The organism is Lysinibacillus sp. Y5S-8, from assembly GCF_036894365.1.
Lineage (GTDB): Bacteria > Bacillota > Bacilli > Bacillales_A > Planococcaceae > Lysinibacillus > Lysinibacillus fusiformis_D.
The window spans coordinates 1,617,994-1,633,124 of record NZ_CP145889.1 but is presented as its reverse complement, the minus strand read 5'-3'; the positions used below and the strand labels follow the sequence as shown (position 1 = coordinate 1,633,124).

Below are 15,131 nucleotides of genomic sequence, written 5' to 3'. Positions count from 1 at the left end.
AGCTAAATTTTCAAGCAGGGAGATGTCATAAGAAGCGATAAAATGACAAAGACTAGTCATTAAAACCGCCATTTTGACGGTCTTATTTTTTGCAATAACCACTTTTTTATACAGCATGGAATTGCAGTGATGCTATTATCACAAAGAAAGGTACGACGATGAACGAACATTACTTGGATAGATTTTTATAGGTTTGCTCATGCTGAAGTAGCCATTCTTTGCGCCACATCCCGCCACCATACCCTGTCAACGTTCCATTAGAGCCAATAATTCGATGGCAAGGAACAACAATGCTTATATTATTTTTGCCATTGGCACTACCGACAGCTCTTACAGCTTTTTCATTGTTAATGGCCATTGCAATATCTTTATAAGAAGCTGTTTCACCATAGCCTATACTAGGTAAGGCTTGCCAAACTGCTTGCTGAAAATCAGTACCTTTAAAGGTGTAGGGAAATGAAAACGCATGACGTTCACCAATAAAATACTCATGCAATTGCTTAGCACATGTTAGTAGCACTTGAGGAGTATCTTGTTGAGGGACATTGACAATCTCCCCTCGCTCTGCAAAATTAATCCCATCAATAGCTGTTTCACTACCTTCGATTTCAATAATTCCAATGGGCGATTTGTAATCTAATTTATACCGTTTCATATAGTGACCTCCATAAATAAAAGGTGGCATAAGCTTGCCAGCCTTGCCAATGTTTCGCATAGTGATGAATTTCCTCAAGCGTTGGTTTTCGCTCTAATGCTAATTGTGTTTTTATTGCATTATGCAATCCAACATCCGCAATAGGGAAAGCAGCTGGCTCTTGTAAACATTTCATCAACACATAGTCGGCTGTCCATGCACCAATGCCTCGAATAGCCATTAAACTTTTTTTCATGTCCTCGTAGCCGTCTTTTTGACGCAATAAACCTTTTGTCAATTGACCATTTGCTATACTTTTCGCAATATCAATAATGTACTCTGATTTCCTCAATGTAAATTGAAGGCTTCTCAAGTCCTCTACCTGAATGGCTGCTATTTTTTCTGGTGTCGGAAAGAGCCAGTAGCTTTGTCCCTTAAAGTGAACATGCTCTCCAAAATGTTCTACAAATCGTTTTTTTAACGTATAAGCGAATGTTAAATTGATTTGTTGTCCAATAATAGCCCACACCAGTGCTTCAAATAAATCAGGAATTCCGATTAAGCGTAATCCACTATATTTTTTCGTAAGTGAACATAAAATTTGATCCTGTTCAGCCATCTGGTAATAGTCCTGCAAATTCCTGTTTAAATCAAACCACTCTGTTATATATTGTACGATGATTGCTCGTTCATGGACAGCTGGCTGATTCATCAGAAAGGATACTTTTATTTTATTGTCTTGCTTGGTGACGGTACATAAAATAAGCCGTTCATTTATCTTTAATAATTTGAAGAGTGTGTCCTTTTTTATATGATGCAAGTTTTCTTGATTGGAGCGCTTTAAGAACAGCAAACACTCCATATAATTGAATTCTTTTGGTGGTTCGATGACTAAATAACAATCGGCATTTATCCAATTCATAATAGGTCTCCTTTCTATGAAAGGTGTCGATATTGTGTAGGTGAACAATTTTTCAACCGTCGAAAAACTTTATAAAAATTGGATGGACTTTGAAATCCTACTTCATAGCAAATTTCTAAATTTGTAGCATCTGTATGCTTTAATAAGTGGGCAGCTTTATCAATTCTTATTTTTTCTAGATATGTTCTGGGAGTCTCTTCTGTTTCTTGTTTAAATAATCGTTCAAGATGAAATGGACTGATGCCGACATGCGCCGCCATATCCTGTAATGTCAGCTTTTGTTTATACTCGTTGATGATAAATGCTGTAATATTTTTAATCAATTGGGTATGTGGTGAATGTTCTATTTCAGGCTGACAACGTTTACATGCACGATAGCCGACTGCCTCTACTTCTTGAATATCTTCATAAAATTCAACATTCACCTTTTTCGGTTTTCTTGATTTACAGGAAGGACGGCAATATATTTTAGTGGTTTTAACTGCCGTATAAAATAGCCCATCATAAGTTTGATCACATGCTATGATTTTTTCCCACTTTTCCTCAAAGGATAAATTGATTGGATTGTCCACGAATGAACCACCTCGATTTCATAGATTACACAAATAAAGAAGAAGTATCTTGGTCTTTTACTAATTGTGCAGCATGCTGTGATAAATAGGCAATGATTTTATCTGAAAGTGCATTGCCAAAGCTCAAACGCCTTACCCTTAATTCTTTTAATAGTTGGCAATTTGTTAATCCTGGTAAAGAAAGAAGATTGATGGGTGCATCCACATTGCTTGTGATAGCACTTATTTCATTGATATCTATTAAGCCTGGGATAAAGACCCCGCTTGCTCCGCTCTCGCTATAAGCTTGTGCTCTCGTCATGGTTTCCTCGAACGGATGCTTTAGCAGCAAATACGTATCTGTTCTTGCGTTAATAAAGAAATCTTTATAGCCATGATTATCTAGCCTTGCCCTCATATTTGTTAGCAGGTGACAGTGTTTTGTTATATTTCTTAATCCAGTTTGCTTTTTAAAGGAATCCTCGATGTTAATTCCTGCTACTCCAACATCTGCTGTTCTTAACACATTGTCGATAATACTTTGTTCATCATGACCATACCCCGCTTCAATATCCGCAGATACTGGGATGTTCACCTGCTCTGCAATAGCTTGAATAATATTTAGATGGTGTTGAAAGTCTATCCATTCACCGTCAGCATAGCCTAATGAATTCGCTATACCCCAGCTAGTTGTGCCAATCGCCTGAAAACCTGCTTTTTCTAATGCTAATGCCGATAATACATCCCAAGCATTTCCTAAAAACAACAGCTCTTGTGAACAATGTAAATCATTGAATTCCTGAATTTTTGACATATCGAAAGCCTCCATACTGTTTGATTGACCTCATATTATCAGGAATTCTCCACTTATTTCGTCCTCAATCTTGCTATTATGGTCTCGTTGGACGCAATAGGAGCATACAAAAAAAGACGTCCAAAACAATCGCTTTGTCCTGACGTCTTTTCATGTTATTTCAAATCAAACTACATTAAGTAAGCGCCTGTTCCTTTGCATGCTTACGCTGTAAGGCAATCTCTTGTCGTTTTTCTTTCGTTACACGTTGCCAAATGACCACTGTAATAAACCCAATAATGGCTAAGCCTAATAGAATACCAAAGAATACTTTGTAGCCCGCTGTGCCACCCCAATAATCTAAACAAGCACCTGCAATAATCGGCATAAAAATTTCTCCACTATAGCCAATAATCATCAATGGCATGGAGACAGTTCCTGTTGATTCCACAGGATAATCGCCTTCTACTAAAATCGCAAAATGCATAGCTTGCAGGGCATACATGGATGTATAGATGATCCCAATAAATATCAAAAGCATAAGGATAAAAGAAGCTTTTCCTGGCAATAAAATAAGCCCCACTAAACCTAGCGCTAATAAAATATAGCCGATTAATACCATATTAGACACGCCAATTCGATCGCCTATGATTCCTGCACTAAAACTACCAATTGGACGACAATATTGAGAGAAGTAGCCTAAAGCAGCAGCAATTAACGTAGACGCACCGAATGCAGCTGTTGCATAAGGTGTGATGTAATAATAGCTAATAATCATCGCATAAGACGTAAAAATAAGAATTGTTGCAAGCCAAGTAGTTGGCATTTTTAACACTTTCCAAAGAACTGCCCAATCAAATGATTTACTGCCTTCCTTGTCTTCACGACTTACAGTTGTTTGGTCAGGATCTTTATAAAGCATCATAATCATAAATCCTAACAAAAGACAAATCACGGAATACACCGTAATAACTGCTGAGAGAGCCATTTTATCGCTCATATGTTTGGCAAAAAAAGCAAAAACTCCTAAAATCAAAGCAGATTGAATGATATTGGTTACGCCACGACCCCCTTCAAAAAAACCGAAAGCTTTTCCTTGTTCATTTTCAGAGCCTAAAGAACGAACAGCTTTTACTAATGCTCCCCAGAATGTCATAATCGACGTGATTCCCCAAGCAGCATGGATCAGTAGCAGCACTGGATACGGTGGATACAATAATAAGGTAAAACCTAATAATCCTGTGGCTACTAAAGAAATGGTTAATAAATATTTTGTTTTCCAACGGTCTGCACAAAACCCTCCAAAAATATAGGAAATCAAACAACAAACACCATACGCACTACCAAGTGTCCCCATTTGTGTATTAGTTAAATGAAACGCCTCCAGAAAGACATCATAATAATAGTTTCTAAAATAAGGCAATGCGTAAATTAATGCACCTGAAACAGCTAAAATAACTAATGTAGCTGTATTCTTTTTTAACTTAGCTTCCATATATTTACCCCTTACATGTTATTTATAAGCCACGACGTTTAATTTTTTGATCCCATTCCTTAAGGAAAACTTGTTTGTCATTTTCTTTGATCGCCATTTCCCCAACAATTTGGAAGTTTTCTCGATCCGATGTTTTCGTAACAGTAATATCAGCGTCAATCCACCAATCCTCACGACCGATTTTCATTTTTTGATAGATTGTATACTGAGCAGACAGTGGATCAGCATTCGATAAAGTTAATTCTCGCTTTAAATTATGTTCTACAGTGACATCAATATCATCAAAGCGATAAATTCCTTCACCAAATACGCCTCCAACCCCATCTGTAATACATGTCCATGTATCTGTTAAAATATCGTATGAAATAGAACGATCAACTCTTCCTTCTTGTAGCGTTGTAATTGGTGTTAGTGGTGCGCTTTCAGGATTCATATTTGGTCCAACTACTTGTTGACCATGGAAGGTTGGCAATGATAAGGTAGCTGTTTCGAGATTCAATGTCAATGTAGCATCTTCTGGCATCGGCCAAAACATCGGCCAAAACGTTGTAGCTAAAGATAAGCGTAAACGATGCCCTGCTTTAAATTGATGTCCACAGCAATCTAACTGGACAAATGCCTTCACTTTTTCACCTGGTGTTAACAGGTCCACACAGTCATGTCCATTTAAGTGTGTTAAATTCATCACGCCATAGGACACACGTGTTACAGCCCCATCTGGTGCTACGTCTGATAGCTGCGCAAACAGCATCGCATGTGGTTTATCGCTCATTAATTCCACTTCAAATTTTGGATAGCCCACAATCTCTAGTGGATTCTCTAGCCTATCCGTTTCAAAAACCATCGCCATTCCATCATCTAATCGTTGGTCTGCTGGACTTTCTCCTAGAACACCAGCTCCCATCCATTCTCCTGATAATAAACCATGATTTTGTGGTGTTTTTAATTGTACTTGCTCTTGTTGATTACGGCGCTGTTCTAATAATTTACCATGTGTCAATTGATACACCTTTGTTTGTACCGCTTCCGCTGCTGGCCATGATTCTAGTCCAACCCAGTATCCTTTGCTGATTGGTTTCTTAACGGATGGTTCCATGCTTTCTTCTACCCAGACATTCACCATCGGTCCATCCATTACATCATTGGCTATTCCTTTTAACCAATGATCCCACCATTTCACGGCTTCTTGTAAAAAGCCCATTGCTGGACCAGGGATCCCGTCCTGCGGGTAAACATGTGCCCATGGGCCAATAATGCCCTTTCTAGGAACAGAAAGCCCTTCCATTAAACTTAAAACAGTATTTGTATAGGAATCTTCCCAGCCATCTAGCGCAAAAACAGGAATTTCTATGTCATTATAATTCTCACAAACTGAACCATGTTTCCAATAGTCGTCTCTTGTTTGATGCTCCATCCACTGTGCCATCCACAAAGGCATATTTTCTAATCGTTCCATCCATTTATCACGCCAGTTATCACCGACAATATGTGGATCAATTGGACGTAGCTGATAGGCTAACATAATAGCCCCCCACCAGAAGTTATCGTTTAATAAACACCCACCCTTATAGTGAATGTCATTGTTATAACGATCATCTGTAAAGCCTACTGTAATAATCGCCTTTAACGCCTTCGGTCTACGAGCTGCTACTTGCAGAGAATTAAATCCACCCCACGATTTCCCCATCATACCGATATTGCCATCACACCAACTTTGATTGGCTATCCATTCAATTACTTCAAGTGCATCATCCTGCTCTTGCTTTAAATATTCATCTTTTAGTAAACCATCTGACTCACCTGAACCTCGCATATCTACTCGAACAACAGCATAGCCATGTCCCGCAAAATAACCATGCATAGGCTCATCTCTCGCTCTTGTACCATCTGTTTTACGATAAGGAATATACTCTAAAATAGCTGGTACTTTCTGTCCTGCCTCCACTGTTGGTAGCCAAATACGACTAGAAAGCTTTGTGCCGTCTGCTAACTGAATCCATGTGTTTTCGATTGTTTCATATGTACACTCAAATTGTGTCACGATTTTTTTACTCATTGAATAAATCCTCCCCTTGTGTCTGAATCCATTGCTCTTTGTTCTAACATCCACTTCATCTAATTATTCAGAATCTTAATTATTCAGTAATCATGATTATAAAATAATTGTGATTAGTATATCACCTGAAAAACCAATGCACAACTCTGAAAATGCCAAAAGCTAATGCTATAATGGAAGAAGGAAATTGAAATTGTTATGCTATAATAAGTTTAAATTAGTTAATAAAAGGTAAATATATACATTTAAATAATGATTTTACATTATAATTGTGCGTCAGGGGGATTTTACTTTGAAGAAAAAGGAAATACAAAGGAGCCGTATGTGGAAATACTTTGTAGACGCCACAGCGGATATTATTGAAGAAGAAGGACTGGAAAATGTCACGATTAGAAAGGTTGCTGATAAAGCTGGTTATAATAGTGCAACCATCTACAATTATTTTTCAGAAATCTCTCATCTTCTATTTTTTGCATCGATGAGATGTATGCAAGACTATACCAACGAAGTTGCTCGTTACATAGAAAGAGGCAAGGATCCCATTGAAAAATATTTATTAGCATGGGAATGTTTTTGCCAATACTCTTTTAAACAACCACAAATTTTTCATGCGGTCTTCATCATGGACTTGGGAGAAACGCCAGAAAAACTATTGGAAAACTATTATAATTTTTACCCTAATGATTTAATCAATATTCCCGAAGATTTAAAGACCATTCTATTTCAACATAGTCTGACAAAACGGGGGCGTTCTATGTTAGAGATCGCTTTAAAAGAAGGTTACTTAACCGAGGGTAATGTAGATGCCATTAATGAAATCACACTATTAATTTGGCAAGGCATGTTTACCAACCTATTAAATAATCGAAAAAGCTATGATGTTCAACAAGCAACGGAAATCGTCATGAACTATATTACTGAGATTGTTCGAAACGCCAACCTTTTTGATGTGCAAAATAAAAATAAGTAACAGTGATTATGATAGCAAAATAATATTATCAAACCCTTCAATACAATAGTTAAACCCCTTCTAGCTTATGCTAAAAGGGGTTACTGTTATTTTTGCCAATGATTTAGTTCTTTTAACAATTCGGGTAGCTGTAATTTCCTTACGTCGATGGGCGGTAATGCCTTAATAAACTCTTTTCCATAGGACTTACTAGTAATACGACGATCTAGTACAATAAACGCACCTTTATCTTGAGAAGAACGAATTAATCGACCAAAGCCTTGCTTAAAGCGCATAATGGCCTCTGGTAAGGAAAGCTCTGTAAAGGAATTACGGCCTTGAGCTGTTAGATGCTTTGCTCTCGCTTTAAAGACGGGCTCTTCTGGTGAAGAAAATGGTAAGCGTACCACAATGACAGAGGCAAGGGCATCCCCTGGCACATCCACACCCTCCCAAAAGCTATTTGTGCCAAAAAGCACGGCATGGCTAAATTTTTGGAATGATTTTAAAATGCGCATACGGCTACCGCCTGTCACACCTTGTGCAAAAAGCATATAGTCATCTAAAAGCTCACTATCTTGAATAAGCTCGACCGTTTTTCGTAGCATATCCTGTGCCGTAAAGAGCACAAAGCAACGCCCCTCTGTCATACGAACTGTCCGTGTAATAGCATGGGCAACAGCCTCAATGTATTCTTCTTGGCTGACATGCTGAATATCTGGCATATCAGTTACAATAAATGCCTTAGCGCCCGCATAATAGGCCGGTGGTGCTTGTAGTTTCATAACTTTGACTTCATTTGAGATGCCTAGCTGACGTGTAATAAAACGTTCATTGCCAGGTACCGTTAATGTACCTGATGTCCAAACAATACTTGCTTGCTGACGTAGAGGTGCTAACACTTGTTCAATAATTGGTGTGACATTGACGGGCTTTTTAAAGACATGGAGACTGCCTGGAACACTTCGTACATCAAATTCTAACCAAACAGAATTGCCGTCCTGCGGGGAGAGAAAAATATCTTCCCATTCTGCAATTTTTATTTTCACTTCTCGAATCCAATACTGCCATTCAGACAATACAAAAAGGTCATTTTTATCTAATTGCTCAATATTATTTTCGAATGCCTGCGTAATTCCACTAGCTAGATCCAACCATTGCTGTGTCAGTTTACTGACTAGCGCAAATGGCTCTTTCGCCAATGAAACATCCTCTAAAAACAAGGTACATTTACTACCAGTTTGCTTCCCTTTAACTTGCTGTTGCATTTTTTGAATCGCTTGCTGAATTGTTTCATCAAATGTTCGTTGTAGACGGATAAATTGTGCATCCAGTCGCTGTAAATTTTGCATAGCTACTCGCTGTTTTTTCTTTGCTGCCTGGCAAAACTGTTGAAATAAAGCACTGTCCTCCATCGTGCCGATTTGGCCGAAAATATACTTCCATTGTGTATAGGAGAACACAACCTCATCTTGCTGCATTGCTGCCTGAATAAATTGATGTGCCTCATCCATAATCCAGCCATCAATTTGTGTAAAGAGCGGTGTTTGACGCACTAAATCGCTCAATACCATGGCATGATTCGTCACAATACAGTCCGCAACAGTGCTATTCTTTAACGCTCGTTCATAGAAATCAAAGCCCTTTGAAGGCTTGTCACTCGGTATTTTGCGGATTTTCTCTAAAAACAGTTGGCCGCCACCAGAAACATTGAGCTCACTTAACACACCTGTCTCTGTTTTTGTCAGCCAAACGAGTATTTGTAAAATAGTAAATGTATCATCATAGGATTCATCAGCATGGGCCATACATTGCTCAAAGCGTTCCAGATCAATGTAATGCTGCATTCCCTTCAGCACACATAAATTCACTTTTGTCCCAAGGATTTTTTCAATCTTAGGTAGCTCTTCCTCTACAAGCTGTTCCTGTAGATGAGAAGTATAGGTGCTAATGGCTATCTTTTTATGGACAGCACGTGCATACAAAATCGCAGGAAGTAAATAGCCAGCGGTTTTGCCAATACCTGTAGAAGCTTCAATCACACACTCTTTTTGTTCATGTAATGCCTGCCAAATCGTGTCCATCATCTCAAATTGTGCAGGTCTTACCTCAAAATTTGGGAGTGCCTTTGCCATTAATGCCTTTTTTTCATCCACCGTTTGCGGATAGTCCATCGTTTGTGATTCATTCTCATGCTGATTACGACCATTACAAATGGCAAAATTGCGGTAATAATGCACATTTTCATGACCTGTCAGATGCTGACGTTTAATTTGTAATGCCTCGAAAAAAAGCTGAGAAATATTTGATTTCATGCGAAATGAACGCTTGTGCATCTGTTCTAGCGTTAGCTGTGGGAGATTTAACAGCTCCTTCCAGCAATATTTGAATAGCTCTGCCGTAGCAAGAGCATCGTCGTCTGCTCGATGTGCGTTGGCTAGCTCGATATTTAAATCTGCTGCTAAATCCCCTAGCTTAAAGCTGAGGGACATCGGAAACAAAATTTTAGCTAACTCCACCGTATCCATTTTTTTACCCTGCCACTTCAATAGTCCGGCACGTTTAAATTCTGCTTGTAAAAAGGATAAGTCAAAATCTGCATTATGTGCGACAAACACACAATCAGTTAAGAGTTCATATATGTAATCCGCATGTGCCTCAAATGGTAAGGCATCCTTAACATCTTCATCCGTGATATGCGTTAAATCTTGAATGAAAGATGGAATGGTTTTTCCTGGATTAATGAACTTCGTATAGGTACGCTCAATTTCCCAATCTTTCATAATAACAATCGCGATTTGAATCATCCGGTCTCCATTTGCTGGTGAATGACCAGTTGTCTCCAAATCTACAATTGCATATTTTTGACTTTCCATCATACATCTCAACTCACAGTTCACATTAGATAAGTTGAATTTTATCATAGATTTGTCTTTACGGCATCCTTTCTCCTCCTTTGGTGAGCCACTTCATCCATACAAAAAACGCAACCTTAGAGGAAGCCCCTAAGGTTGCGTAAAAGAAAATACGATTACCTGTTTACCTAATCAATCAGAAGTTTATTGTTTTTTAGCTAGGTCAACAATACGACCTTCTGTTGTTGTTTTCACTTCTTTTAGTGATAGTAATTGCTCTTGAAGGTTTTCCCAGTCAGACAAGCCTAAATCTGTAACACGACCTTCTTCATATGCTTTCGCAAACATATCAAAGCCATCTCCACCTTTAGCCGTGTATGCATTCGTTGCTACTGTATACCGTTTATCATCCTGCAACGGAATGTACTTACCTGTCGCTTTGTCGAAGTACTCCACAGATACAACACGTGAGCCTGCTTCTTTCGATGAATCATATTGTAATTTTGCCCCAGCGATGTGCAGGAAGCCACCATTTTCATTCGGTACATTTTTCAATGATACTTCAAACGCAGCTTTTAGCTCAGCACCAGTTGCGTCCATTAATGCTAATGTATTACCAAATGGTAAGACTGTAATGACCTGACCGACAGTAATATTACCTGCTGGAATTGCTTCTCGGATACCTCCTCCGTTTTGCAATGCCATTACAACTGTTTTATCTGTAAATTTTTGTGCTTTTGCTAACATACCATCAGTAATAATATTACCGAGAGCTGTTTCATTGCTACGCACACTTTCAAGACTAGTTTCACTTGAACGAGGGTTGGCTAATGCTTCTTTCAGTGTTACACCAATTTCTTTGTTGTTCACTTCATCTACTTTTGCTTTATAAGGTGCAAGCAGCTTCACTAATTTCTTATCTTCCGCTACTTTACCAAGGTCAATTAATTCACCTTTATACTTTGTGACAACACCATCTCCATCAAATGTTACATCGAGTGTACCTAAATATTTTACATACTCATTTGCTTGTACAATTAATGTAGCATCTTTTGCTTCGCCAACCGTGTTTGTGTCAACTACAAATGGCTCCTCTAATTTTGTATGATCATGACCACCAACAATGACATCAATGCCTGGTACGTTTTGTGCCAGTAAAATATCATTATCCACATTGGGGTTATCATTATAACCGATATGTGTTAAAGCGATAATTTTGTTGACGCCCATTCCTTCAAAGGCAGCCACTGCTTTTTCCGCTTCATCGATATAGTTTGTAAATTTCACTTTGTTTGGAGAAGCAATATCTTTCGTTTCTTCTGTCGTTAAGCCGAAAATACCTACTTTTTCTCCATTGATTTCTTTCACGATACCTGAATAAATTTTACCGTTTTCAGGCTCACTTGAAATTAAATCTGTAAATAAACCAGTGAATTTGTCATCTGCTGAGAAATCTGTATTGGCATCCACAAATGGGAATTTAGCGCCTTTAATAAAGTCTACTAGTGCTTGATGGCCTTCAGGTGATGAACCTAAATCAAATTCATGGTTACCAAATACCATGGCGTCAAAGCCGATTTCATTTAATAATGCTAAGTCTGCTTGTCCATGGAATTCGTTAAAGTATAGTGTACCGCTAAATGCATCACCAGCATGTAATGTTAGAACATTCTCCTTTGCTGCACGTTGCTCCTTTACAGCTGTTGCTAATTTAGGTAGTTCATTTGCACGAGCATGTGTATCATTTACATGTAAAATTGATAAAGTAAATCCATCTTCTGGCGTTGATTTTGTTAGGGCTTCTGCAATCACAGTTGCTAACTGTCCACGTGTAACATTTTCGCTAGCCGCATGGTTTTTTACACTTTCTAGCTCTGGTAATGTTGGAATAGACAACAAGATTTTTGCTAAATCACCATGTGTAATTGTTTGGTTTGGACGGAATGTTTTGTCCCCATAGCCTGAAATAACTTTTAGCTCTACAAGCGCTGCAATGGAACCATAATATGGATTGGATGCACCAATATCTGTAAAGTTAGGATTCTCGACATCTTTCGTATCCAGCTTTAAGGCACCTGCAATCATTTTAGCAGCTTGTCCACGTGTGACATTTGTATCAGGTTTAAATGTACCATCTGGGTATCCGCTAATAATCCCCGCTGCATAAAGAGTAGCAATGCCATCAAAATCTGCATGACTTTCTTTTACATCTGAAAAAGGACTTGCTGCCGATACTGGTGCTACTGCTACCGCTGTTACAGCTAACGCTGCGGCAGTTGCTGTTAAAAATTTGTTACGTTTATTTTCCATTACAAATGATACCTCCACTAGTAAAATGATGTACTAACAACTAAATTCTACATAAATATGACACAAAATACTAGAACATTCGAATTTTTTTACAAAATTATAATCTTAAAACTAATTTAATAGTAAGAAAAGAAAAATTTTTCCAAAACTTTTGTAATGGATACGAATACAGAAAAAAGGAGGATTGGCTATACTTTGCCATCCTCCTATCTGATATCAAATTATAAATTGCTGCGTCCATCTTAATGAATGCTACACAGCAAAACTCACTTCACTACATCACTGTTGCTTCTGGCTCATGTGCAATCATTTCTTTAATAGTGTTGCCCTCTCCCATAATCGCCACTGTTGGTTTATGCTCTTTGGCTTCATGATTATCCACATAGACATAGGAAATAATGATCACAATATCGCCACGTTGCACAAGTCGTGCTGCTGCACCATTCACACAAATTACGCCTGAACCTCGTTCACCAGCAATGATATATGTTTCAAAACGGGCACCATTATTATTATTCACGACATGTACTTTTTCATTTGCTAGCATACCTACTGCATCTAAAATATCTTCATCAATTGTTATGGAGCCGACGTAATTTAAATCCGCCTGTGTCACTGTTGCACGGTGGATTTTACTATTCATCATCATACGTAACATATTTACAGTCCTTCCTTCACAGTAAAGATACAATTATCGATTAAACGTGTTTTACCTATATAGACAGCTGCTGCCAACAGAGCTTGCTGTGTCGTAGCAGTCACGGGTGTTAAATCTGGGTAAGCTAATATTTCAATATAGTCAATCTGACCATGCGTTCGTGCATGAATATGAGCTTTTGCTTTAGCCAGTGCACGCACAGCATCACCATTCGCTAGAAAGCTATCACGTGCCAATTGTAATGCTTCATTGATGGCTGGAGCCTCCTGTCGCTCTGTCTCACTTAAATAGACATTGCGAGAAGATTTCGCTAAACCGTCTTCCTCACGGACAATTGGGACAACACGCATTTCTAATGGGAAATTAAAATCACGTACCATCGTTGCAATAATGGCAACTTGCTGTGCATCCTTTTGTCCAAAATAAGCCCGAGTTGGTTGTGCTAAGTGAAATAATTTCGAGACAATCTGTAACACGCCATCGAAATGGCCTGGACGACTCGCACCACAAAGAATGGTTGCTTGCTCACCAGCCTGTATACGGATGCCACCATCGTGGGGATACATTTCTTCCACACTTGGTGCAAACACAATATCAACACCAACAGACTGTGCCAATGCTGTATCTCTAGGTAAATCACGTGGATAGCTTTCAAAATCTTCATTTGGTCCAAATTGTGTTGGGTTGACGAATATACTCATAACGACTACATCATTTTCAGCACGAGCTGTTTGTGCCAATGTTAAATGGCCTTCATGTAAATAGCCCATCGTCGGAACAAGTCCAATGGTTTGATGAGCCTGCTTGGCTGCGTTTATTTCTTCAGCTAATGCTTGTATGGTAGTTACGACTTTCATGCTTGGACGCCCCCATATAATTTATCTAATGCTTCTTCTTTCATCGTAAAGAAATGCTTTGGTGCAGGGAAAGTACCTGCTTTCACAGCTTCAACATAGCGAACCATGCCAGCGCTTGCTTCTTTGCCCATATCGGCAAATTGTTGAACAAACTTCGGCACATGATGTGAGCCGTAGCTTAACATGTCATGATACACCAGCACTTGTCCATCAGCTTCTACTCCTGCACCAATGCCAATGGTCGGAATCATTAGACTAGCGGAGACAACCTCAGTCAGCTGGTGAGGGATACATTCTAATACGACTGCACAAGCACCCGCTTCTTCGCATTGTTTTGCTTCTTCAATTAACGTGGCAGCCTGTTCAGCCGTTTTTCCTTGTACTTTATAACCGCCTAGCACCCCTGCTGATTGTGGCAATAAACCTAAATGAGCAACGACTGGAATACCAGCTGATGTTAATTTACGAATGACAGCAATAACCTCACCTGCTCCCTCTACCTTTAAGGCGTCAGCCCCAGTTTGTTGCATCATCGCAATGGCTGTTGTTAATGTTTCATTGACATCGCCATGATAAGAACCGAATGGCATATCCACGACCATAAATGTATCCTTTGCTCCACGTCGAACCGCTTTAGCATGATGAATCATATCCGCTACAGTCACTGGCATTGTAGAATCATAGCCAAGCACGACCATTCCAAGTGAATCACCGACCAGTATCATATCGACACCAGCGTCTTCAGCGAATGTAGCAGCCGGATAATCATAGGCCGTCACCATTACGATTTTTTCGCCTGCTGCTTTCATCTTTAAAAAATCTGTCGTCGTTTTCATGTTGTAGTCCTCCTTTTTTAAGGGAAGAAAACAGAAAAACCCCTCTGTGCCGAAAAAGGACAGAAGGGTAGTGTTTCGTTCATTGGAAAAAACCTCATCAAGAGGCAATAGCTTACAAAAAGAAAGCTATTTGAACGTATCGTTTTCTTCCGTCCCTGTCTAAAAAGATCAAGGCAGATATTGGTTAATATGGGATCTTGCGCTTTTGAAGGTGC

Annotated in this window: 12 protein-coding genes; 1 reads left to right on the top strand and 11 read right to left on the bottom strand. The window is 38.9% G+C overall.

Annotated features, from left to right (window positions below; genetic code table 11):
* Positions 1–169 precede the first annotated feature (169 nt).
* The 6 genes from V6670_RS07680 to V6670_RS07655 all read right to left on the bottom strand — a co-directional run bounded on the left by V6670_RS07680 (position 170) and on the right by V6670_RS07655 (position 6,451).
* Complete coding sequence (locus V6670_RS07680; protein WP_338653423.1) at positions 170–655, bottom strand: methylated-DNA--[protein]-cysteine S-methyltransferase; 486 nt, start codon at positions 653–655, stop codon at positions 170–172.
* The gene (locus V6670_RS07675; RefSeq protein WP_338653421.1) at positions 642–1,556 is read right to left on the bottom strand and encodes a DNA-3-methyladenine glycosylase; all 915 of its coding nucleotides are present in this window, start codon (positions 1,554–1,556) and stop codon (positions 642–644) included. Before V6670_RS07675 ends, V6670_RS07680 begins: the two co-directional genes overlap by 14 nt.
* A gap of 14 nt (positions 1,557–1,570) precedes the next feature.
* On the bottom strand, positions 1,571–2,128 hold the full coding sequence (locus tag V6670_RS07670; protein ID WP_338653419.1) for an Ada metal-binding domain-containing protein: 558 nt from the start codon (positions 2,126–2,128) through the stop codon (positions 1,571–1,573).
* A gap of 25 nt (positions 2,129–2,153) precedes the next feature.
* A complete protein-coding gene (locus V6670_RS07665) occupies positions 2,154–2,921 on the bottom strand; it encodes an isocitrate lyase/phosphoenolpyruvate mutase family protein (RefSeq protein WP_338653418.1) in 768 nt (255 codons plus the stop codon).
* Between the two features lie 175 nt (positions 2,922–3,096).
* Positions 3,097–4,395 carry an MFS transporter gene (locus V6670_RS07660; protein WP_186436136.1) on the bottom strand — a complete coding sequence of 433 codons (1,299 nt, stop codon included), beginning with the start codon at positions 4,393–4,395 and terminating at the stop codon, positions 3,097–3,099.
* 22 nt (positions 4,396–4,417) lie between these two features.
* Positions 4,418–6,451 carry a CocE/NonD family hydrolase gene (locus tag V6670_RS07655; RefSeq protein ID WP_338653417.1) on the bottom strand — a complete coding sequence of 678 codons (2,034 nt, stop codon included), beginning with the start codon at positions 6,449–6,451 and terminating at the stop codon, positions 4,418–4,420.
* A gap of 322 nt (positions 6,452–6,773) precedes the next feature.
* Between V6670_RS07655 and V6670_RS07650 the strand changes: the two genes are divergently transcribed.
* Positions 6,774–7,421 carry a TetR/AcrR family transcriptional regulator gene (locus V6670_RS07650; protein WP_141904153.1) on the top strand — a complete coding sequence of 216 codons (648 nt, stop codon included), beginning with the start codon at positions 6,774–6,776 and terminating at the stop codon, positions 7,419–7,421.
* Between the two features lie 86 nt (positions 7,422–7,507).
* Here the strand turns inward: V6670_RS07650 and dinG are convergent, their stop codons facing one another.
* From dinG to panB, 5 genes are all read right to left on the bottom strand, one after another.
* A complete protein-coding gene (gene dinG / locus V6670_RS07645) occupies positions 7,508–10,279 on the bottom strand; it encodes an ATP-dependent DNA helicase DinG (RefSeq protein ID WP_338653415.1) in 2,772 nt (923 codons plus the stop codon).
* 180 nt (positions 10,280–10,459) lie between these two features.
* Positions 10,460–12,565 (bottom strand): 5'-nucleotidase C-terminal domain-containing protein, encoded by a 2,106-nt coding sequence (locus tag V6670_RS07640; RefSeq protein WP_338653413.1) that lies wholly within the window; start codon positions 12,563–12,565, stop codon positions 10,460–10,462.
* 274 nt (positions 12,566–12,839) lie between these two features.
* The gene (panD, locus tag V6670_RS07635; protein ID WP_036124512.1) at positions 12,840–13,223 is read right to left on the bottom strand and encodes an aspartate 1-decarboxylase; all 384 of its coding nucleotides are present in this window, start codon (positions 13,221–13,223) and stop codon (positions 12,840–12,842) included.
* Between the two features lie 2 nt (positions 13,224–13,225).
* The gene (gene panC / locus V6670_RS07630) at positions 13,226–14,080 is read right to left on the bottom strand and encodes a pantoate--beta-alanine ligase (protein ID WP_338653411.1); all 855 of its coding nucleotides are present in this window, start codon (positions 14,078–14,080) and stop codon (positions 13,226–13,228) included.
* Complete coding sequence (panB, locus tag V6670_RS07625; protein ID WP_271912793.1) at positions 14,077–14,916, bottom strand: 3-methyl-2-oxobutanoate hydroxymethyltransferase; 840 nt, start codon at positions 14,914–14,916, stop codon at positions 14,077–14,079. The genes panC and panB overlap by 4 nt, the downstream gene beginning before the upstream one ends.
* Positions 14,917–15,131 lie beyond the last annotated feature (215 nt).